Annotated in this window: 15 protein-coding genes and 1 rRNA gene; 6 read left to right on the top strand and 10 right to left on the bottom strand. The window is 70.0% G+C overall.

Annotated features, from left to right (window positions below):
- Positions 1–39: 39 nt before the first annotated feature.
- Positions 40–849 carry an SDR family oxidoreductase gene (locus IH26_RS0149275; protein ID WP_030443247.1) on the bottom strand — a complete coding sequence of 270 codons (810 nt, stop codon included), beginning with the start codon at positions 847–849 and terminating at the stop codon, positions 40–42.
- A gap of 57 nt (positions 850–906) precedes the next feature.
- On the opposite strand from IH26_RS0149275, the gene IH26_RS0149270 reads away from it, so the two are divergent.
- The gene (locus tag IH26_RS0149270) at positions 907–1704 is read left to right on the top strand and encodes a TetR/AcrR family transcriptional regulator (RefSeq protein WP_030443246.1); all 798 of its coding nucleotides are present in this window, start codon (positions 907–909) and stop codon (positions 1702–1704) included.
- A gap of 37 nt (positions 1705–1741) precedes the next feature.
- Here IH26_RS0149270 and yicI read toward each other — a convergent pair whose 3' ends face one another.
- The 8 genes from yicI to IH26_RS0149230 all read right to left on the bottom strand — a co-directional run bounded on the left by yicI (position 1742) and on the right by IH26_RS0149230 (position 15647).
- The gene (gene yicI / locus IH26_RS0149265; protein ID WP_030443245.1) at positions 1742–3973 is read right to left on the bottom strand and encodes an alpha-xylosidase; all 2232 of its coding nucleotides are present in this window, start codon (positions 3971–3973) and stop codon (positions 1742–1744) included.
- A 9-nt stretch (positions 3974–3982) separates the two neighbouring features.
- Positions 3983–4867: a carbohydrate ABC transporter permease gene (locus IH26_RS0149260; protein ID WP_030443244.1), complete on the bottom strand. Its 885-nt coding sequence runs from the start codon at positions 4865–4867 to the stop codon at positions 3983–3985.
- Between the two features lies 1 nt (position 4868).
- The gene (locus tag IH26_RS0149255; RefSeq protein WP_030443243.1) at positions 4869–5774 is read right to left on the bottom strand and encodes a carbohydrate ABC transporter permease; all 906 of its coding nucleotides are present in this window, start codon (positions 5772–5774) and stop codon (positions 4869–4871) included.
- Positions 5775–5849: 75 nt separating this feature from the next.
- On the bottom strand, positions 5850–7163 hold the full coding sequence (locus tag IH26_RS0149250; protein ID WP_030443242.1) for an ABC transporter substrate-binding protein: 1314 nt from the start codon (positions 7161–7163) through the stop codon (positions 5850–5852).
- A 755-nt stretch (positions 7164–7918) separates the two neighbouring features.
- The gene (locus IH26_RS0149245) at positions 7919–8515 is read right to left on the bottom strand and encodes a TetR/AcrR family transcriptional regulator (RefSeq protein ID WP_051809940.1); all 597 of its coding nucleotides are present in this window, start codon (positions 8513–8515) and stop codon (positions 7919–7921) included.
- A 229-nt stretch (positions 8516–8744) separates the two neighbouring features.
- Positions 8745–9758 (bottom strand): LacI family DNA-binding transcriptional regulator, encoded by a 1014-nt coding sequence (locus IH26_RS0149240; protein WP_030443240.1) that lies wholly within the window; start codon positions 9756–9758, stop codon positions 8745–8747.
- 71 nt (positions 9759–9829) lie between these two features.
- Entirely contained in the window at positions 9830–12643 is a 2814-nt protein-coding gene (locus tag IH26_RS0149235; RefSeq protein ID WP_030443239.1) for a beta-galactosidase, read from the bottom strand.
- A 73-nt stretch (positions 12644–12716) separates the two neighbouring features.
- Positions 12717–15647: a glycoside hydrolase family 3 protein gene (locus IH26_RS0149230; protein WP_030443238.1), complete on the bottom strand. Its 2931-nt coding sequence runs from the start codon at positions 15645–15647 to the stop codon at positions 12717–12719.
- A gap of 396 nt (positions 15648–16043) precedes the next feature.
- Between IH26_RS0149230 and IH26_RS0149225 the strand changes: the two genes are divergently transcribed.
- The 5 genes from IH26_RS0149225 to IH26_RS0149205 all read left to right on the top strand — a co-directional run bounded on the left by IH26_RS0149225 (position 16044) and on the right by IH26_RS0149205 (position 21102).
- Positions 16044–17030, top strand: a complete 987-nt coding sequence (locus IH26_RS0149225; protein WP_030443237.1) for a phosphotransferase family protein — start codon at positions 16044–16046, stop codon at positions 17028–17030.
- Between the two features lie 544 nt (positions 17031–17574).
- Entirely contained in the window at positions 17575–18603 is a 1029-nt protein-coding gene (locus IH26_RS0149220; protein WP_034217879.1) for a M4 family metallopeptidase, read from the top strand.
- Positions 18604–18844: 241 nt separating this feature from the next.
- Positions 18845–19162, top strand: coding sequence for a protealysin inhibitor emfourin (locus IH26_RS0149215; RefSeq protein ID WP_030443235.1), 318 nt, complete (start codon positions 18845–18847; stop codon positions 19160–19162).
- 42 nt (positions 19163–19204) lie between these two features.
- The gene (locus IH26_RS0149210; protein WP_030443234.1) at positions 19205–20185 is read left to right on the top strand and encodes a siderophore-interacting protein; all 981 of its coding nucleotides are present in this window, start codon (positions 19205–19207) and stop codon (positions 20183–20185) included.
- 107 nt (positions 20186–20292) lie between these two features.
- Complete coding sequence (locus tag IH26_RS0149205) at positions 20293–21102, top strand: SAM-dependent methyltransferase (protein ID WP_030443233.1); 810 nt, start codon at positions 20293–20295, stop codon at positions 21100–21102.
- 48 nt (positions 21103–21150) lie between these two features.
- Here the strand turns inward: IH26_RS0149205 and rrf are convergent.
- Positions 21151–21244, bottom strand: a 5S ribosomal RNA gene (gene rrf, locus IH26_RS56860); the annotation flags it as partial.

Genomic DNA, 21244 nt, shown 5'->3' with positions numbered 1-21244 from the left:
GACAGAACGAGAGTGATCCCGCCCGCAGGACTTGCGTACTCAGCGGAACAGGGCGGCGTTGTCCTCTGCCCACCGCAGAAACGTGGTTCCTTCGCGCCCGGTCACGTCGGCCACGGTCGTCGTCGGGGGCCTCGGCCCGGCGGCGGCCGAGGCGGCGATTCCGGAGAGGTACCACTCGGCGTGCGTGCCCATGACCGGCGCAAGGTCGGCCACGGCCTGGTCGGGGCCGGTCGTCTCGACGGTCAGGGAGCGGCCCAGCGCCTGCCCGATCCGGGTGATCCGCTCGCGCCGGGTCAGCGATTGCGGGCCGGTGAGCGGATAGGCCCGGCCCTGGTGGGCGACGCCATCGAGGAGGACACGCGCGGCGACGGCGGCGATGTCGGCGGGTGCGATCATCGGGTTGGCCTCCTCCGGATAGGCGTCGCGTACCACGTCACCCGCGCGGATCTGGGGCGCCCAGATCGCCGCGTTGGTCATGAACTCCCCGGCCTCGAGGTGGGTCCAGGGCACGCCGCAGTCCTCGACGGCCCGCTCGATCGGCGGCCACGACGAGCCGGGCGCGCCGGCCAGGTCGACGATGTGCCGCACGCCGGCCTCGGCCGCGAGCCGGGTCGCTTCCCGCACCGTCGTGAGCAGCGGCGCCAGGTACATCCGGTCCACTCCGGCGAACGCGGCCGGCAGCGTCCGCGGTTCGCCCAGGTAGCCGCGGGCCACCTCGACCGACGGCGGCAGCGCGGCCCTGGCCGGATCGACGGTCAGCGCGCGGACGTCCGTGGCGCCGAGCGCGAGCAACTCGTCGACGACGAGCCGGCCGATGTTTCCGGTTGCTCCAGTGACCAGGATCTTCATCGGCACACCCTTCTCGTATACCATACGGAAACTGTTCCCGTATGGTATACGAGAACTGTGACGGAGTTCAGTGGGAGAAGCGATCCGGCCCGGATCCTGCCGCTGCTGTGGCGGCACGGCAAAGGCGGAAGACGGGCGGCGACGGGCCGGCCGGCCCGGCTCAGCGTCGACGCGGTGGTGAGCGCCGCCATCCGGCTCGCCGACGCCGAGGGGCTGGCCGCCGCGTCCATGGGCCGGCTCGCCACCACACTGGACGTGGGCACGATGACGCTCTACACGTACGTGAAGTCCCGCTCGGACCTGCTCGACCTGATGGTGGACCAGGCGCTGCTCGACCGGGCACTCCCCGGGCCGGGCGAGGCGCGGCCGCGGGGCTGGCGGGCACAGGTCGAGCTGTTCGGCGAGCGCACCCGGGCGGTCTACCGGTCGCATCCCTGGCTGGCCCAGGTCTCGCGGATGAGGCCGCCGATCGGGCCGGGCACGATCGCCGAGAGCGAGTATGTGCTGTCCGTCGTGACGCAGACCGGCCTGCCGCTGGAACGGCTGAGCACGGCCGCCACGGTGATCGCCGGATTCGTCACGGCCGCCGCCCACCGGGACGCCGAAGCCGAGCTCCTACGCCGCGCGACCGGCGAATCCAACGACACCTGGTGGCTCAGCCGCGCGGAGCTGTGGGAATGGTTCGACGGAACGCGCTTCCCCACCATGACCCGGATCTGGAAGGCGGGCGGCTACCGGCGCTCTCCCGATCAGGAGGCCGAGGAGTCCTACCACTACGGCCTGTCCCTGCTGCTCGACGGGATCGAGCACGCCCGCCCGGGACCGGCGACAGAGCCGGATGCCGGGGCTGGATGAGACGGCATCCGGCTCTGCGCCGCCACTTCGGAAGCTCCTACCCGGCCATCCAGACCGCCACGTCCGCCGGGAGGTCGGCCGAGGCGCCGCCGGCGATCTCGACGCGCCAGGGCAGGGCCGCGCCGTCCCGGTCCACCCGGATCGCCGTGCCGTCCCGGGTCACCGTGAACGTGCTCTCCCCCACCGCCACCGTCGTGGCGCCATCCGCCGGCTCGTACAGCCGCAACGTGATCCCGTCGCGGTAGTCGTAGTCCGGCCGGTCGGTCCGGTTGCCGATCGGCAGCACCGCGCCCGGCCGCACCAGGATCGGCGCGCTGTCGAAGCCGTGCGTCTCGGTGACCCAGCCCGGCCCCTCGACCACCTCGCCGGTCAGGTAGTGCGTCCACCGCCCGGCCGGCACGTAGTAACTGACCTCGCCCGCCTCGCTCATCACCGGGGCGACGAGCAGGTCCCCGCCGAGGAGGTACTGCCGGTCGAGGTGGGTGACGGCCGGGTCCCCGGGGAAACCGACGACCATCGGCCGCATGACCGGCAGCCCGTCCTCGTGCGCCTGGCGGGCGGCGCCGTACAGGTAGGGCATCAGCGCGTACTTGAGGTGGGTGAACTTGCGCAGCACCTCGACCGACTCGTCGTCGAACAGCCACGGCACCCGGTACGAGTGGTTGCCGTGCAGCCGGCTGTGCGACGACAGCAGCCCGAACGCGATCCACCGCTTGAACACCGCGGGGTCCGGCCGGCCCTCGAAGCCGCCGATGTCGTGGCTCCAGAAGCCGAACCCCGAGGACATCAGGGACAGCCCGCCGCGCAGGCTCTCCGCCATCGATGCGTACGTGGCGGAATTGTCCCCGCCCCAGTGCACCGGGAACTGCTGCCCGCCGACCGTCGCCGACCGGGCGAACAGCACCGCCTCGCCCTCGCCGCGCGCCTCCCGCAGCACGTCGAAGACGGTCTTGTTGTACAGCTGGGTGTAGTAGTTGTGCATCCGCTCCGGGTCGGAGCCGTCGTGCCAGACCACGTCGGTGGGGATGCGCTCGCCGAAATCCGACTTGAACGCGTCCACCCCCATGTCGACGAGGTTCCGCAGCTTGTCCGCGTACCAGGCGCGGGCGGCCGGGTTGGTGAAGTCGACCAGGCCCATCCCGGCCTGCCACCGGTCCCACTGCCAGACGTCGCCGTTCGCGTGGGTCACCAGATACCCGTTGGCCCTCCCCTCCTCGAACATCGCCGACCTTTGCGCGATGTACGGGTTGATCCACAGGCAGGTACGCAGCCCTCGCTCGGACAGCCGCTTGAGCATGCCCGCCGGGTCCGGGAAGATCCGCGGGTCCCACTCGAAGTCGCACCAGTGGAACTCGCGCATCCAGAACGTGTCGAAGTGGAAGACGCTCAGCGGCAGGTCGCGCGCCGCCATCCCGTCGACGAACTGGGTGACCGTCTCCTCGTCGTACGGCGTGGTGAAGGACGTGGTCAGCCACAGCCCGAAGGACCAGGCGGGCGGGAGGGCCGCCCGGCCGGTCAGCGCGGTGTACCTGCGCAGCACGTCGGCCGGGGTGGGGCCGTAGATGACCAGGTAGGACAGGGTCTGCCCGGCGACGCTGAACTGGGTACGCGACACCATCTCGCTGGCCACCTCGAAGGACACCCGCCCCGGGTGGTCGACCAGCACCCCGTACCCGCCGTTGGTCAGGTAGAACGGGACGTTCTTGTAGGCCTGCTCGCTGCTCGTACCGCCGTCCTCGTTCCAGATGTCGATGCTCTGGCCGTTCTTGACCAACGGCCCGAACCGCTCCCCCAGGCCGTAGACGGCTTCGCCGACCCCCAGATCCAATTGCTCGTGTACGTAGTGGGCACCGTCCGCGGTATCGACGATCCCCATGCCCTTCCACCCGCTGCCGGTCAGGCGCCGCCCGTCGGCCAGGAAGTCCAGTCCCCACTCCTCGCCCGGCCGGAAGCGGGCCGTCAGGGAGCCCGACGTGATCTCGTGCTCGGTGACCGTGACCGGGTGCTCCTCCCGGTTCAGCGCGAAATTCGGCCCCTTGGCGACGCCGCCGAGGAAATGCCCGATCGTCACCCGGATGACGTCCGGCGCGGGCGCCTCGCACCGGATCGTGATGATCGGCGCGTCCAGGGTGTCGCTGCGGCTGCGCACCTTCTTCGCGGTGGCGTACGCGGTCAGCGTCGCCCCGTCCGGCTCGGTCTCGTGCAGCTGCGCCGGGTGCAGCACCGCGAACCCCTCGCGCTTGTGCCAGTAGCCGTCGGTGAACTTCATGTGCGTCCTTTACTTGATGGCGCCGGCAGTGATGCCGCGAGTGAGCGTCCGCTGGAAGATCACGAAGAAGAGCATCGCGGGCAGGATGCCGAGCAGCGCCGAGGCGCTGGTCGTGGTGGCGTCCATCAAGCGGTCCCCCTGCAGCACGCTCAGGGCGACCGGCACCGTCTGGTTGTCGTTCGAGACCAGGAAGACCAGCGGAAGGAAGAACTCGTTCCAGGTCCAGATGAAGAAGAAGGTGAACAGCACGCCGAGGGTGGGCCGGCTGACCGGCACGACGACGCGCCACAGGGTCCGCCACTTCCCGGCGCCATCGACGGAGGCGGCGTCCAGCAGCTCGGTCGGGAACTCGGCGTACACCGAGGTCAGCAGGTACGTGCCGAACGCGCTCTGGATGACGGTGAAGATGATGACGATCGAGATCAGGTTGTCGTACAGCCCGATCTGCTTGGACAGGTAGTACAGCGGGTAGACCAGCACCTCCTGCGGGAGCAGGTTGGCGACCAGGAAGAAGACCAGGAACCAGACCCGGCCCTTCACCTTCCCGATGCCCAGCGCGTACGAGTTGAGGATGCTCAGCACGACGCCGAGCACGGCCACCACGATGCTGGAGAGGAAGCTGTTCCAGAGCTTCTGGCCGAAGTTCACCCGGTTCCAGAAGGTGACGATGCCGTCCCAGTAGAGGTGGCTGGGCAGGGCGAGCGGGCCGTGACTCGCGTAGTCGGACGGGCTCTTGACCGCGTTGAGCAGCACCACGAGCAGCGGCGCGACCACGAGCAGCAGGAGTACGAGCAGGGCGATCAGGATCGCGAATCGCACCGGGTTGCGGCGCTCGGCGGCCTCGGGGGTTTCGCGCGTCGCCGGCGCCTGGGGCGGAGATGCGGTAACGGTCATCTCAGGCACCGGCCTTCTCGGCCCGGTTCTGCAGGCGCAGGAACACGATCGCCAGCAGGACGATCAGCACGGTCAGCACGGTCGAGATGGCCGACCCGTACCCCACCTGGGCTTTTTCGAAGAAATTCTTGTACGCGAAGTACGACGGCACGATCGTCGAGTTGCTCGGCCCGCCCCGGGTGAGCACGAAGATCGGCCCGAAGATCTTCAGCGCCGCGATCGTGGTGGTCACCAGGACGACGTAGAACTCCGGCCGGATCAGATAGACGGTGATCTTGCGGAAGCGCTGCCACCAGGTGGCCCCGTCCAGGTCCGCGGCCTCGTAGAGCGCGGGGTCGATCCGCTGCAGCCCGGACATGAACATCACGATCGGGTAGCCCAGCTGGAACCAGATCATGATGAACATGACGCTGTAGAGCGCGTAGTTCTCGTCGCCCAGCCAGTTCTTCGCCAGCCCGGAGAGCCCGATCGAATCCAGGATCTTGTTGAGCGCGCCGTAGTCCGGATGCAGGATCCAGCCCCACATGATGCCGGTCACGGCCACCGGAATGACCTGCGGAAGGTAGAACCCGGAGCGGAACAGCGACGCCCAGCGGTTGCCGAAGTGCTTGGCCACGTAGTCGAACAGCACCGCCGCCAGCAGCAGGCCGAGCAGCGTCGGCACCACCGCCATGGCCAGGATCAGCAGGATGATGTGCCCGAACGACTGCCAGAACAGCTCGTCGTGGAACAGCCGGGTGTAGTTGTCGAAACCGATCCACTTCTGCTCGCCCACGCCGTTCCACTTGGTGAAGCTCGTGCAGACCGTCATGACCAGCGGGACCACGATGATCGCCAGGGAGGCGACGACCCCCGGGATCAGGTAGACCGCGTAACCGCCGCCCCGGCTCGTCCTCTTGCCGGCCATGTGGGTTCACGTCCCTTCTCTTCGCGTGTACCACCCCGGGGGCGGCGGCCTTCCGCCGCCCCCGGTCCGGCCGGCTTACTTGCCGATGTCGGTGAGGTTCTGGTTGTACGGCTTGGCGATCTCGTCGAGGAACGCGGCCGGGGTCTTCGAGCCGTTGATCAGGCCCTGCACGCCGGCGACCAGCACGTCGTAGTAGCCGGGGGCCGGCCAGTCCGGGTAGAACGCCAGGCCGTCCTGCGAGGAGATCTTGTTGAAGTTGTCGATCAGTTCCTTGTTCTTCGCGTCGGTGATCGCCGAGGCGTCGGCCGCCACCGGGACACCGCCCGAGTTGCCCAGCAGGTTCTGGATCTCCGGCGACATGGTGATGTCGATGAAGTCGTACGCGAGGCTCTTGGCCTTGCTCTTCTCCGGGACCACCCAGATGTTGCCGCTCGAGCCCGGGTGCAGGCTGTTGCCCGGGAAGAGGAACGTGCCCCACTGGAAGTTCTTCACCTCGCTGGCGAACCGGCCGTACCACCAGCTGCCCGAGATCAGGATCGGGAACTTGCCCTGCTCCCACGCGACGCCCATGTCCTCGGCCTTGATCCCGGCCGAGTTCTTGGCGATGTACCCCTTGCTGACCCAGTCGCTGAAGGTCTGCGCGCCGTACGTCAGCTGCGGCCCGTGGAAGTCGACCTTGTTCTTGTACAGCTGGTAGTCGTCCACGAAGGAGCGGTCGGCCTTGGACAGCGCCAGCTCGTAGAAGATCTGCTGGGCCGGGTACTCGGCGCCGCCGACGCTCAGCGGGGTGATGCCCTTGGCCTTGAACGCGTCCATCACCTTGGTGAAGTCGTCCAGGGTGGCCGGGACCTGCAGGTTGTACTTCTTGAACATGTCCTGGTTGTAATAGACCATGACGTATTCGCCGTAGTTCGGGACGCCGAACCACTTGCCCGAGCCCATGATGCCGTTGTCGTCGTACTTGGCCGTGGTCTGCAGGCTGTTGCTCAGCTTCTTGTCCCAGCCGCGCTGGGTCGCCTGGTCGCTCAGGTCGGTGAGCAGGCCCTGCTTGGACAGCAGGCCGGCGGTCGCGTTGCCCTTGTTGTACTCCATGATGTCGGGCGCGCTGTCCGAGTTGAGGATCATCTGGGCGTTCTGCTGGATCTGCTCGAAGGACTTCTCCTCGAACTTCACCGTCACGCCCGGGTGCTTCTGCTTGAAGATATCGATCGCCTTGTTCCAGGCGATGCCCATGGCGCTGGTCGGCCCCTCGTAGTGCCACAGGGTCAGCGTCTTGGCGTCGCTGCCACTGTTCTTGTCATCCGACCCCGAACCGCTGCATGCGGTCAGCGCGAGTGACGTGGCCAGCAAAAATGCACCGGCGGCAGCGCCGGCTCGTGTCCTGAACATGCCGTCCTCCGGGTGGGCTCCGTCGAAGCGCTTCGACACTCGATCGTCGAAGCGCTTCGACGCGGGACTTTCCGGTGACGCTAGGGCTCGGCGCGCACCCATGTCAACGGTGTGACGAAAGGATTTCGCAACGATCCGATCCTGGGCGCCGGAGCTTGACGCCGCCCCGGCACAGCCTTCGTGACCTCGCCACAGAGCCACCCGTCGATCAGCCGAGCCGCCCCTCAGCCGTTACCGCCAGCCGCCCAGCCCCGCTCCCCAGCCACCCACTCCCCGCAACCCGCGCTCCCCAGCCACCCACTCCCCGCAACCCGCGCTCCCCAGCCCCGCCGCCATGCGCTCCCATTCCCGCCACCCAGCCTCAAGCGCTCCCCAGCCCCCAGCGATCCCCAGCCGCCCCAGCGCTCCCCAGCCCCAGCGCTCCCCTGCCGCCCGCTCCCCAGCCCCCAGCGCTCCCAGCCCCCAGCGCTTCCCTGCTCCCAGCGCTCCCGCTGCCCAGTCACCCCGCCGCACGCCGCCAAGAGGATCGCGGCCCGAGATCTTGAAGCGTTCGCACCCATTCCGAACGCCTGTGCCACACCCTCGCCGCTCCGGCCCGCGATCTTGAGAACTTCATGCGCGCTCCGAACGCCAGCGCCACATCCGCACCGCGCGAGCGCCCCGCCCGCCCCCGCGTGACTGCCACACAACCCACTTGACCGCAGGCACTCCCGCCGCGAACCACGCGCTTGCCTACCGGCGATCGCGCGCCGCCGTCAGCCGTCGGACCAGGCGCCGTGCAGGAACAGATCGACGAGCCGCCCGGCCGGCCACGGCGAGCGTCCCGGGCCCGGGGCTCTCGCCGCGCCGTGCGACATGCCGAGGAACGCCTCCGCGAGCACCTCGGGCGGCAGGCGCAACCGATCCCGGTCCGGCTCGAGCAGGCGAACCACGGCCTGCCGGATCTCGGGCAGCCTACCGAGCACTCGGAGATCCTCACGGCCCCGCGGGCGCGCCGCGGACCCGCCTGGGCTCGTCATCTGCTGGACGTCGTCGAGGCGGGCACGGGCTCGGCCGTAGTAGTCGTCCATGATGTCAACGACCGCGACCAAGCGCGCGGCCAGCGGCTGATCCACGGCCACCGCATCCAGCCGCTCCAACGCCTCACCCGGATCGAACGCCGCCGCGATCGCCTCCCGCACCGCCTCCATGCAGGCCCGAACGACGGCATCCTTGTCCTCGAAAACGGCAAGAAGAGCGGCCTCATCGACGCCCGCGGCCTCAGCGATCCGGGCAGTGGTCAGGGCTTCGTACTGGCTGACGAGTGGCATTGCCGCCCGGACGATCGACGCGCGGACCTGCTCCCGACCCACGACACCAACCTACGACGCTCACGCCACGGCGGCCCCGGCCGGCGTCCCGAACCCGATTGGCGCGCCCGGCCGAATCGACCCGAGGCAACGCTCGCGATCTCCACCGCCGCGGCCACAGTCCACCCCCGCCCCGGCACTGGGTGGGGCCAAGTAAAGCAGGTGGGTCCGACAAAATCAGCGCCGCTGTCCACAGAGGCGGCGTCGTCCACAGGCGCCGCGTGGAGTGGCCCTACCGCGCCCCCGCCGGCCCCGCGCAACTCTCCCGCTCCACCAGCGTCGGCGGCAGCAACCGAACCGGCTCGGTATGCCGCCCGTCGAGCAGCTTCATCACCGTCTCGACCGCCAGCCCGCCCACGTCATGCGACGGTATGTCCACCGACGTCAGCGGGATCGGCATCGCCAACGCCACATCCCGAGGGCAGACCGCCACCACCGAGATGTCCTCCGGCACCCGCCGTCCGGCCGCCCGCAACTGGTCGAGCAGCGGCCGCAGCGCCTCCTCGTTGTGCACCACCAGTGCGGTCACCCCGTCGAGCTGGGCGTCGATGTCGGCCAGGCAGGCGCGTACCCCGGCCTGGGCCGGCTCGCACGGATGCGTCATCGTCTCCAGCCCGAACTCGGCCGACGCCGCCGTGAAGCCGGCCAGGAAGCGGTCCGCATAGCTCGTGCCGCGGCGGTAGACCGCCGGCGACGGACCGACCAGCGCGACCTTGCGGTGGCCGTGCCACGCCAGGTGCCGCAGCGCCTCCTTGGCGGCCGCCGCGAAGTCGAGGTCGACGCAGACTATGCCGTCCGGGTCGTCGGGCAGCCCGATCAGCACGGTCGGCTGCTTGAGCCGGCGCAGTGCCGGGATGCGCATGTCGTTCTTCTCGACGTCCATCACGATCAGCGCGTCGACCATCGTCGAGTGGGCCACCCGTTCGAGGCCGGCGGTGCCCTCGTCCTTGGTCAGCAGCAGCACGTCGTGGTTGTGCGTGCGGGCCGCGGTCACCACCGCGGTGGCGAACTGCATGATGACCGGCACGTTGACGTCCACCCGCAGCGGCACCACGAGCGCCACGACGTTGGTCTTGCTGCTCGCCAGCGCCCGGGCGCCGGCGTGCGGGTGGAAGCCGAGCTCGGCGATGGCCGCCTGGACTCGGGCCCGGGTCTGCGCGGAGATCGGGCGCCGGCCGCTCAGCACGTACGACACCGTGCTCGCCGACACCCCGGCGGCCCGGGCGACGTCGTTGATCGTCGGCATCCGCCCTCCCCACGTGACCCCGTCGTGATCCATCATGCGCCCCTTGCCAAGAATCCTAACTACCCTGTTGATCAAGACGGCAGGTCACGTACCACCACTCCTCCGCGCTGCGTCCCGGCCACCGCCAGCCGGGGGACGGCCACCGTCGACGGCCGCTCGGCGATCACGGCGATCGCGAGGGTGTTCCGGCCGTTCTGGTGGAGGAGCCCGGCGGGCAGCACGAACGAGGTCTGCGGGCCGATCGCCGCGCCGTACTCGGCGAGGTTCCATCCGTTGAGGAAGACCTGCTCGCGGTAACCCTGCGGAATCGCCCCGGCGAAGCGCAGAGTGACCGACGTGTCCTGCCCGCGCGGCAGGTCGAGCGCGAAGCCGGTCCGCAGCCAGCTCACCCCGGCCGGCACCGAGAGCGACGCCGGCGGCCAGGAGCGGTCCGGGTAGCCCGGCAGCGTCCAGCCGTTGCGTTCGCCGTAGAGGCCACCGTTGTTGAGGCCGCCCCGGACCGGGTCGGCCGCCGCCTGCCCCTGGATCCTCCAGGAGATCGCCGGTACGCCGTCGACCGCCGCCCCGACCAGCCCGCGCGGCTGCCGGAACCGGCTGTCCTCGGCGGTCCAGTCGTCGTTGTTGCCCATGTTCTGCACGAGCACCGACAGCACCGCCGTCGTCCCCGGCTTGACCAGCCCGGCCGGGATGGTGAACTTCCCGGCTCCCGGCGACGGGTTGGCCGGCGCGTCCGAGTCGGCCTCGACGCCCCCGGCCGCGCTCCCGAGATACCGGCCGTTCAGCCACACCAGGTAGTCCCCGCGCTTGCCGGTGATCGCGTTGAGTGACACGGTCGTCTCACTGCCGGTAGCGGTGAACCGGCCGCGATACCAGACGCTGCCCGCGTGATACCCGTACTCGTCGCTGAACAGCACCGGCTGGGTGAGCGGCTGGAAGGTGCTCAGGCTGCTGGTCCGGTCGGCCACGGTCCACCGCGAGTCGTCGAACCCGGGCCGGGCCTCCGGCGCCTCACTCCGCTGCCGCCAGCCGGCCAAAACGGGTAAAGCGACCGCATGCGGGCCCGGCAAACTGCCGATCAAAGACCCACTTCCCGATGTACGCGTCGCCACCGGCTCGCCGTTGACCACCATCCGTCCGGCCCGCGCGAACACCTCGACATCACCGGCCGACGCGGTATCCGCCCGCAGCGAGACCGTTCCGCGGGAAACCGCCGCCGACCGCAGCAACGACGTCCCCCGCACCAGAATCGGCCCGTCCGCGGTATCCGCCCGCCAGAACGACCCGGCCGTGTCATCCGTCCCGATCAGCAGCAGCAACGGCCGACGCCCGCCCCCACTGATCAGCACTCGGGCCAGCCCCTGATGGGTGTAGTCCAGCCGCAAATCACCATTCACGTACGACGATGCCACCGTCCCGGAAAGCACCTTGACCGCCGGCTCGGAGGAATACCGCAGCACCGTGCTCCCCGGCGTCCCGGGAGAACCGTAGAAGACCGCGACATCCCGATCGACGTACGCCGTGGTCAGCAACTCCGACGTCGACACCACGAGCCGCTGCCCGCCCAGGTCGAACCCGCCGACCAGAATCTTCGCGTCGTGCCCCGGGAGCGTGAGCGGCAACGAATACCCGTTCCACGAAAGCGTCGACGAGACCGGCGCCGTGGACCCGTTCCGGACCAGGACGAACTGCGTACCCACATCGGGGTTGGTTCGTGAAGCAGTTTCCAGGCCCGCGGCGACCGGCGCGGCCGAGGGATCCGTCCTGGCCAGCGGCGGCACCGCCCGCAGGAAGTAGTTCTGCCGCTTGTACTCGAAGTACTTCGGCGTCAACTGCCGCGCCTCGTCGATGGCCGCGCCGTAGTCGTAGGAGGTGTAGACGTCGTTCGGCTGCCCGAGCCAGCCCCAGTTCGTCCCGCCGAACCCCAGGTAATAGTTGACCGCCGTCGCCCCGCTGAGCACGACGTTCCCCTTCTGGAAGTATTTGGTGTACTGGACACCGGTCAGCTCCCGGCAGGCGTCGTATCCGGCGTTGTTCGAGTCGATCGCGCCGGCCTGATATTCGGCCGCGAAAACCGGGGCGTCGTCGCGCACCCGCTCGGTCACGCCCGCGCCCCACGGCCCCCACGTGCTGGCAGCGTTCTGGCATTCGAACGACTGCGGATAGTCGTCCACGCCCGGCATCTGCACCGCGCCCGGCCCCGAGCCCCACGTCGACGACCAGGAGCCGGCGTCGCAGCAGTCGTTGGTCGTGATCGGCACGTCGATCCCGTCGGCCCGCGCGGTGTCCTGCAGGTCCCGCATGTACGCCGCGTCCGTGTTCACCTGATACTCGTTCTCGACGTTGTAGAGCACCACCGAGCCGCCCCGGGTCACCTGATGCCGGGCCAGGATCGGATTGATGTGCGCGAGCCAGTCGTGATAGGCCGCCGTGTAGCCGGGATCGCTGCTGCGCGCCCGCCCCGGCACCGTCTTGAGCCACGCCGGGAAGCCGCCGCCGCTGGTCTCGGCGTTGATGTAGGGCCCCGGCCGGGCGATCACGTAAAGACCGACTTCCTCGGCCGTACGCAGGAGCCGGTCGACGTCGCGGACGCCGGTGAAGTCGTACTTCCCGGGCGCCGGCGAGTGGAACGCCCAGTTGAAGTAGACCGAGATCGCGGTGAAGCCGGCCGCCTTCTCCTTCTCCAGGATGTCCTTCCAGAGGCCGGGCGAGGGGAGCCGGAAGTAGTGAAACTCGGCTGCCGAAAGAACGATGCGTCGCCCGTCGAGCATCAAGGAGTATCTGTCGTACGTCACGCGGTGCCCCGGCGCCGCGACGGACGGCCCGGCGATGGTCACCAGGCCGGCGAGCGTCAAGGCAAGGACGAGCAGGATGCGGCGGAACTTCATGCGGGCTCCCTCACGGGTGGCAGGGTCGGTGACCCGCCCGCCCGCTGACCAGGCGGGCGGGCGGGTTCCCCTCTCACCGAATGGAGAATGTGGACACGCGCAGCGCGCCGCCGAAGACGAGATAGACGTCGTGGTGGCCGCCTCGAGGGACCGAGGACAGCGCGGCGGTGGTGGTCGCGTACCGATAGACGTCCCCGGTCGCCGGCACCGCGGCCGTGCCGAGCAGCTTGCCGGTCGGCGAGTCCAGGCGAATTTCGATCTTGGAGGCGGAAAGCGCCGCGACGCCCGCGCTGAACGAGGACCCGCGCAGGTCGGCGTCCTTGAAGGCGATCCAGTCCCCGGCCGCCGACGAGCCCACGGCCGTGCCCGCCGCCTTCGACTCGTCGACCAGCTTGACCGCCGACGAGTAGGCGTCGAAGTTCTCCGCCCGCGTGACCCTCGACAGGTCCCGCGCCGGGATGGTCTCGCCGCGCACGGTCCAGGCGATCGACCGCCGGATGTCCGACGACGAAGAGCCGATCATCACGTCGTACACCGAACTCTCCACCACCCACCGGCCGCGGGTGACGTCCCAGTGCCTGAGGTCGCCCGCGGTCAGCGGCAGGCTGACGAGCCTGGTCTGGCCCGCCTTCAGGTGCACCCGGTCGAAGCCGCGCAGCTGCTTGACCGCCGCCTTGTCCCGCGAGGTGCGCTGGTGGGTGTAGAGCTGCACCACCTCGTCGCCGTCCCGCTTGCCGGTGTTGGTCACGGTGAAGGTGACCCGGCCGTTGCCCAGCACGGGCTTGCCGTAGGCGAAGGACGTGTACGACAGGCCGTAGCCGAACGGGTAGAGCGGCGTCTGCCTGCTGTAGAGATAGGTCTGGTTCGAGCTGATGATGTCGTAGTCGAGCAGGTCGGCCGGCAGCTGGCTGTCGCTGCGGTACCAGGTCTGCGAGAGCCGCCCGGCCGGGTTGTTGTCGCCGTAGAGCACGTCCGCGATCGCGTGCCCGGTCTCCGCCCCCGCGTGCGTGGTCCATACGATGCCCGGCACGTGCTGCTGCTCCCAGGTGATCGTGTCCGGGTAACTGGTCTGCAGCACCACGATCGTGTGCGGGTTGACCGCTCGCACCGCCTTGACCAGGGCCTCCTGGCCGGCGCCGAGCGCCATCGTGGTGCGGTCGTGCGCCTCCCGGCCGTTGATGAAGGGCTGGCTGCCCACCACCAGCACGGCGGTGTCGGCCGACTTCGCCGCGGCGACCGCCTCGTCGATGCCGCTGCGCAGCACCTCCTTGCTGAATTTGGCGGCGCCCGCGGCGTCCGGCGAGCCCAGCGCGAGCTTGCCGTCGGCGCCGACCGTCAGATAGCGGTTGGGCCCGAACCAGCTCTCCTGCGTCTCGTATCCCGCGTACCGGATGGCGAAGGTCCCGTCCGGCTGGGCCTCGAGCTTGAACTGCTGCTGCACGAACCAGCCGTTGGGCTGGTCGTCCCGGGTGACGAAGGGCCCCCAGTTGTAGCCGAGGTATTTGCCGTTCGAGGCGTTCTTGAGGGTGAGCACGCCCTGGCCCCAGTCGTCCGCGTCGAACTGCGCGGCCGTGGTCGCGCTGTCGGCGGTCACGGCGACGGCGTCCGCGTCGGTGGTGCCGGTCGCGGTCACGTACCTGCCGGTGGCGACGTCCTTGAGGGCGATCCGGTCCGAGCCGGTCGAGCTGACCACGCTGCCGGCGTGCTCCTTGATCCCGTCGACGGCGGTCACCTGGTAGGGCAGCTTCCCGCCGTACCAGTCGCTGTAGAGGGTGTTCGCAAGCGGCCCGACCACCGCGACCTTGCCGCCCGGCCTCAGCGGCAGCGCGTTGCCGGCATTCTTCAGCAAGACCATCGCCTCGTCGGCCGTCTGCCGGGCGAGCCGCTGGTTGGCCGGGCTGTTGATCACGTCCGGCCCGATCTTCCCGTACCTGCCGCCGTCCGGGTCGAACTCGCCGAGCCGGAAACGGATGCTCAGCGCGTTCCCGGCCGCCACGTCGATGTCGTGCACGGTGAGCAGCCCCTGGTCGAGCGCCTGCTTGATAGCTGTGACGGTCGGCGTCCCGTTGGCGTCGTCCACGGTGAACGAGTTGAGTCCCGCCTTGATCACCGCGGCGTCGGCCTCGGCCTGGGTCGCGTAGTACTTCTCCGAGCCGGTCAGGTTGGTGGGCGCCGAGGCGTCGGTGACGTTGAAGAGCGGGTATCTGCTCCAACTCCGCTCGAGCGTCGCCAGGTCCGGGTTCACCGTGTTCGGACGGCCGTTGGTCAGGTTGTAGGAGGCCATCACGCCGGTCGCCGCGTTCGCACCGATCGCCGGCTGGAACGCCGCCCGGTCGTACTCGTTGAGCACCCGGTTCGGCACGTTCGACGAGGTCACGTCCCGGCCGGCCTCGTTGTTGTAGGCCAGGTAGTGCTTCAGCGTCGGGGCGGCCTTGAGGTGGTCGGGGTCGCCGCCCTCCAGCCCGCTGCCGTAGGCCGTCGAGATCGCGCCGGTGAGCAGCGGGTCCTCGGAGTAGCCCTCCTCGTTGCGCCCCCAGCGCGGGTCCCGCAGCAGGTTCACCACCGGCGCCCACAGGTTCAGCCCGAAGACCCGCGGGTTCTTCGCGTGGAAACCGCGCGCCTCGTCGCCCACCGCCGAGCCGACCCGCGTGATCAGGCCGGTGTCCCATGTGCTCGCCAGCCCGACCGGCTGGGCGAAGGAGGTGCCGTCGGCCTGCACCACCGCGCTGCCGTTGTCGATGTCGTTCGACCAGGCCACGCCGTGCAGCGCCTCGGTGCCGGCCTTGAAAAGGCTGATCCCCAGCCGCGGAATGGCCGGCTGATACTGGTGCAGCAGCGAGATCTTCTCGTCCAGCGTGAGCCGCCCGACCAGGTCGTCGACGCGCGCTTGCAGCGGCAGACGCGGATCACGGAACGGATAGCCCGGGTCCGCCTGCGCGACGCCCGGAATGGCCGGAGTGAGCAGCAGAGCGGCCGCCAGAACCGGCAGGAAACGCCTTCGCATGAGCGATTCTCCTCGATTTTCAGCGAGGTTTCGGGTCTTGTTCAAAGTCGGTGTCGAAGCGCTTCGATTGCCGCGGTATCGCTCACGATAGATGCCCGCCAATCACCTGTCCACCATCTGCCGGAGATCCCCCGGAAACATCGACCCCGATCGTGGTCAGACCAGCGCGAACACCACGTCACCGGTCACTCTGGGCGTTTCCCTCCAGCAGCCTTGGCCGTACGGGTCGGTCCGGTCCCGCCTCACCAGGCGACCTGGCTGCCGTCCCGGCCCCGTGCCGCCCGCTGCGGGCGGAGCTGCAACTCGAGCCGCAAACCACCCACTCCCCGGCGTGCGTCCGGGTCGCCGAGAAAATCGGGGGCGGGGCGGGCGGGGGCGGCCCTATCGTGGCGGGCTATGGAGACGACGGTGCGGGCCAACGCGTGGGACGATCCGCGATGGCAGGCGTCCGCGCACGCCTGGGCGAGCGAGCGACTCTCCGAACGCGGCACCCCGCCGACGGGCCCGATCGAGGAGGCGCGGATGCGGCCGTGGTCGGTGACCCATCGGGTGCCCACGACGGCGGGCGTCGCCTGGTTCAAGGCCAACACTCCGCGGTGCGCCTACGAGGCCGGCCTCGCCGCGTCGCTGGCCGCCTGGGCGCCCGGGCACGTGCTCGCGCCCCTGGCCGTCGACGCGTCCCGGGGCTGGCTGCTCACCGCCGACGCCGGGCCCACCCTGCGTGCGCTGGTCGCCAAGGATCGGCTGCTCCCGACCTGGACCGCCATGCTGCAGTCCTACGCCGCCCTCCAGCGCGACCTGGCAGCGCACGCCCCCGAGATGCTGACCCTGGGCGTCCCCGATCACCGCCCCCAGCACCTCCCCGCCCGCCTCACCGCCCTGCTCGCCGACCCGCGGATCCAAGCCGACCTGGGCACCGACCGGCGGGCCGCCGTGGAAAAGGTCGTCCCCGACTTCGCCGACTGGTGCACCGAGCTGGCCGCCGGCGGCATACCCGCCACCCTCCAGCACGACGATCTGACCGACGCCAACGTCTTCCCGGCCGGCGGGGGCTTCCTGTTCTTCGACTGGGGCGACTCCAGCGTGGCCCACCCGTTCGGCTCGCTGCTGGTCGCGATCGGCTTCGCGGCCTATCTGCTCGAGCTCGACCCCGGCGCCCCCGAGCTGTCCCGCCTCCGCGACGCCTACCTCGAAGCGTGGACCGACCTCGCCCCGCTGACCGACCTGCGCCGCGCGGCCTCGCTGGCCTGCCGCGTCACCCGGGTCTCCAAGGCCCTCGCCTGGCAACGCGCCCTGCACGACCCGGCCGTCCCGGTCGACCCGGACTTCCGCACCGCGGTCGCCGACTGGCTCGCCGAACTCCCCGAGCCGCCACTCCTCTGACATCGCCGTCCGCAGCACCCGGCACGGCCCGACAACGAGCTCCGACCAGCCCCGCCAGCGCCCCGCCGCCGCCCGACAACGGGCGCCCCGACGAGCCGCGCCGGCGCCGTGCCGCCATCCGACAACGAGTGCCCCAACCAGCCCCGCCACCACCGACAACGAGCACTCCAACCAACCGCGCCAGCGCCAGCGTCCCGCCGCCCGACAACGAGCACTCCAACCAACCGCGTAGGAGAGCACTCGCCGACCGGGGCGTGCGGCGACGAGCGACCACAGAGGACCCGCGCTGCCCGGGAGCGGACGCGAGGGTGACGCGGCAGGTCAGCCCGGCGGTCGCGGCATACGCCGGGGGACGGCAGCGCCTCGCGTGCGCCGGCCGCCGGAGGCGGAGAACGGCCGCTGTGCGGTCGGGTACGGCCTTTCCTCGTACGATATAGGTCGTTGTTCAAGAATTTACACCGGGTTTTGTACAAGAATCGACAGACGAATAGCCCCGCGCGGCGAAATGTGGGCAGATCAATTCCTTCGGCGAGGGGCAGAACTCATGTCAGGTCCGGTCTGTTTCTACGTTCCCGCGCACATCATCGACCACATTGCGAAGAATGCACGCCAACTCGGCATCGACCCGGAGCCCGCGCAGCGCACGGCACTCGCCTCCCAGGCGCAGCGGCAGGCCCGCCGCGGCGCCGCCACGGCGAGTTTCGCCGCGCTGACGCCGCCCCGGCCGGGCAAGGGCGACCGGCAGATCTACGACGACGAGCACCAATGGAACACGGGCGTGACCCTGGTTCGCGGCGAGGGGGACGTCGCGGTCGCGCAGGCGAACGCGAACGCCGCCTATGACGGATTGGGCGCCACCCGGGACTTCTACCGCGACGTTCTCGGGCGCGACTCCATCGACAATGCCGGCCTCACGCTGCTCGGGAACGTCAATTTCGGCGACCAGTACGACAACGCGTTCTGGGACGGCACCCAGATGGTGTTCGGCAACGGCGACGAGACGATTTTCACCGATTTCACCAAGGACGTCGACGTCTGCGCGCACGAGCTGACCCACGGCGTCACGCAGTACACGGCGGGGCTCACCTACACCGATCAGCCGGGCGCGATGAACGAGGCGTTCTCCGACATCTTCGGCTCCTGCGTGGACCAGATGGTGCACAAGGTGGACGCCGGCGAGCACAACTGGCTGATCGGCGAGGAGGTCATGGCGGAGCAGCTGTACGGCGAGGCGATCCGCTCGATGTCACACCCGGGCACCGCCTACGACAACCCGATCCTCGGCAAGGACCCGCAGGCCGCGGACATGTCCGGGTACGTGGCCGGCGGCGACCCGCACGTGAACTCGGGCATCATCAACCGGGCGTTCTACCTGACCGCGATCGAGCTGGGCACCTTCCCGGCCGCCCGGGTCTGGTTCGACACGCTGGTCAATCTCTGGCCGAACGCGCAGTTCACCGACTGCGCCTACGTCTGCGCCGAGCAGGCGCGCATCCTCGCCCGCGACGGCAAGGTGGGCCGCAACGCCGCTCAGACCGTACGCGCGGCGTTCCGTGAGGTGGGCGTCAAGTAGGGGACAGCGGGTTCCGACCAGAGCACCCCGCAGTCGTCGCAGGTCCAGAGCACGTGTCCGGACCCGCGGCGACGGCGGGGTACCGTCTTGTAGAGCTGCGTTCCGCACGACCAGCAGGCGGTGCCGACCACCGCCTCGCCGGGCGCGGCTACCGGAATAGCCATAATTCCTGTTTACCCGCACAAGCCGCCGGCGACACGTCGGTCCCGGCCGTGACACACGGGAAACATGGGAGGTTGCCATGTCCGAGCACGTCCGCGCCGAGCTGCGCCGGACCGGCGGTTTCGCCGGCCGCCCGGTGCACGTCCGGCTCGACTCCGCGACCATGCCGCCGGCCGACGCCGCCCGGCTCGTGCAACTGGTCTCCACGATCGACCTGTCCCGCCTCGGTGGGGCCCACCCCGGCCTGCCCGCGGGCGCCGACCTGATGAGCTACGACCTGATGATCGAGCGCGGCGGCCGGCGCTGGCAGGGCACCGTCGCCGACCCGGCGATCCCCGCCGACCTGCGGCCGCTGCTGCAGTTCCTGACCCACTACTCGCGGGGCCCGGGCTCCTAGGTTAGGTTAGGCATGCCTTTGCTGCTGACCTAGGAGGATCCGGTGACCACGACCGCACCCCCGCCGTGGCGGTTCTTCGCCACGACCGTCCGCGAGGTGCGGCGGCTCAGCCCGAGCTTCGTGCGCGTCACGTTCACCGGCGACGACCTGCACCACTTCGCCGACAACGGCTTCGACCAGCGGATCAAGCTGATCCCCCCGCTGCCGGACGGCGGCCACGACCACCTGCCGACCGGCCCCGACTGGTACGCCCGGTGGCGCGACCTGCCCGGCGACCGGCGTAACCCGATCCGCACCTACACCGTCCGAGCGGTCCGCCCCGACCGGCGCGAGGTCGACATCGACATGGTGCTGCACGGCACCCACGGCCCGGCTTCCCGCTGGGCCGCCGCGGCCGTGCCGGGCTCGACCGCCCGCCTGATGGGCCCGAACGCCGAACACGACGGCACCCACGGCGGCATCGACTTCCGTCCGCCGCCCCACACCGAGCGCATCCTGCTCGGCGGCGACGAGACCGCGGTCCCGGCCATCTCCTCGATCCTCGCCGGCCTCCCCTCGGGCACCCGCGGCGAGGCCCTGCTGGAGGTCCCCACCGACGCGGACGCTCTTAAGATCAAATTCCCGGCGGGTGTACGCGTGACCTGGCTCGCCAGAAACGGCGCCGCCCACGGTGAGAGGCTCATCCCGGCGACGCACGCCGCGGTCCGCCGGCTGCTCGGCGACCAGGCCCCCACCCCGGCCGGCGCCCTCTCGTCCGGCGCCCCCTCGTCCGGCGCCCCCTCGTCCGGCGCCCCCTCGTCCGGCGCCCCCTCGTCCGACGATCTGGAGGACGTCGACGTCGACGCCGGGATCCTCTGGGAGGTCCCCGAGCCCACCGACGTCAGCCGCTTCTACGCCTGGCTGGCCGGCGAGGCCGCCGTCATCAAGACGCTACGCCGCCATCTGGTGACCGATTGTGGCGTCGACCGGCGTTCTGTCGCCTTTATGGGTTACTGGCGCCAGGGCCGCGCCGAATCCGACTGAATTCCCAGGTCACGACCGATAGGCCGACGGCCGGGTCGCCCGGCCGGGGGCTATGGTGGTGTCCTTCGCCGGGTCTACTGTGGCGCGTCTAGCGATCGGAGCTCACCATGGATGAGCCGAGGAGCCTTGCCGGTCTCGACACCACCAAGGCGCATGTCGCCCGGGTCTACGACTATTGGCTGGGCGGTAAGGACAACTTCGAGGCCGACCGGGCGTACGGCGACGATCTCGAGAAACGAGTGCCGTCGATCCGGCTCACGGCCCGGATGAACCGTCTCTTCCTCGGCCGGGCCGTGCGGTTCCTGGCCGCCGACGCCGGCATCCGCCAGTTCCTCGACATCGGCACCGGCCTGCCTACTGCCAACAACACACACCAGGTCGCCCAGGGGATAGCGCCCGAGTCGCGGGTCGTCTACACCGACAACGACCCGCTGGTCCTGGTGCACGCCCGCGCGCTGCTGACCAGCTCCGCCGCGGGCCGCACTGCGTACATCGAGGCCGACGTCCGCAACCCGGAGGCGATCCTCAAGGCCTCCGAGCTGACCGACACGCTCGACCTCACCCAGCCGGTCGCCGTCATGCTGATCGCCGTGCTGCACCTGGTCACCGACGACGACATCGCCTACCCGGCGATCCGGTCGATCGTCGACGCCATGCCGTCCGGCAGCTACCTGGTGATCTCCCACGCCACCGGCGACTTCTGGCCGCAGGAGCAGGTCGACGCCGCCAACGCGACCAACGCCGCGCACAAGGTCGACTTCCGCTTCCGCAGCCAGTCCGAGGTGGCCCGGTTCTTCGCCGGCCTGGACCTGGTCGACCCCGGCATCGTCCCGGTGGCGGAGTGGCGCTCCGGCGACGACCGCACCCCGGAACGCGCCCACAGCAACATCTGGGCCGGCGTGGCCCGCAAGCCGTAGAAAGCACGAAAGCCCGCCCCGATTCGGGGCGGGCTTTCGTCAGGTTGAGTCCGGCGGCGTCCTACTCTCCCACACCCTCCCGAGTGCAGTACCATCGGCGCTGGAGGGCTTAGCTTCCGGGTTCGGAATGAGACCGGGCGTT

The organism is Actinoplanes subtropicus (assembly GCF_000721705.1).
In the GTDB taxonomy this organism is placed as follows: domain Bacteria; phylum Actinomycetota; class Actinomycetes; order Mycobacteriales; family Micromonosporaceae; genus Actinoplanes; species Actinoplanes subtropicus.
The sequence above is the reverse complement of the archived record's forward strand: the minus strand, read 5'-3'. Positions and strand labels throughout refer to the sequence as shown.

What these genes read in the sequence shown, in the direction of transcription:
- IH26_RS0149275 (WP_030443247.1), bottom strand. Translation starts at nt 849, where the DNA reads ATGAAGATCCTGGTCACTGGAGCAACCGGAAACATCGGCCGGCTCGTC.
- yicI (WP_030443245.1), bottom strand. Translation starts at nt 3,973, where the DNA reads ATGAAGTTCACCGACGGCTACTGGCACAAGCGCGAGGGGTTCGCGGTG.
- IH26_RS0149260 (WP_030443244.1), bottom strand. Translation starts at nt 4,867, where the DNA reads ATGACCGTTACCGCATCTCCGCCCCAGGCGCCGGCGACGCGCGAAACC.
- IH26_RS0149255 (WP_030443243.1), bottom strand. Translation starts at nt 5,774, where the DNA reads ATGGCCGGCAAGAGGACGAGCCGGGGCGGCGGTTACGCGGTCTACCTG.
- IH26_RS0149250 (WP_030443242.1), bottom strand. Translation starts at nt 7,163, where the DNA reads ATGTTCAGGACACGAGCCGGCGCTGCCGCCGGTGCATTTTTGCTGGCC.
- IH26_RS0149240 (WP_030443240.1), bottom strand. Translation starts at nt 9,758, where the DNA reads ATGCCGACGATCAACGACGTCGCCCGGGCCGCCGGGGTGTCGGCGAGC.
- IH26_RS0149235 (WP_030443239.1), bottom strand. Translation starts at nt 12,643, where the DNA reads ATGAAGTTCCGCCGCATCCTGCTCGTCCTTGCCTTGACGCTCGCCGGC.
- IH26_RS0149230 (WP_030443238.1), bottom strand. Translation starts at nt 15,647, where the DNA reads ATGCGAAGGCGTTTCCTGCCGGTTCTGGCGGCCGCTCTGCTGCTCACT.
- IH26_RS0149225 (WP_030443237.1), top strand. Translation starts at nt 16,044, where the DNA reads ATGGAGACGACGGTGCGGGCCAACGCGTGGGACGATCCGCGATGGCAG.
- IH26_RS0149220 (WP_034217879.1), top strand. Translation starts at nt 17,575, where the DNA reads ATGTCAGGTCCGGTCTGTTTCTACGTTCCCGCGCACATCATCGACCAC.
- IH26_RS0149215 (WP_030443235.1), top strand. Translation starts at nt 18,845, where the DNA reads ATGTCCGAGCACGTCCGCGCCGAGCTGCGCCGGACCGGCGGTTTCGCC.
- IH26_RS0149205 (WP_030443233.1), top strand. Translation starts at nt 20,293, where the DNA reads ATGGATGAGCCGAGGAGCCTTGCCGGTCTCGACACCACCAAGGCGCAT.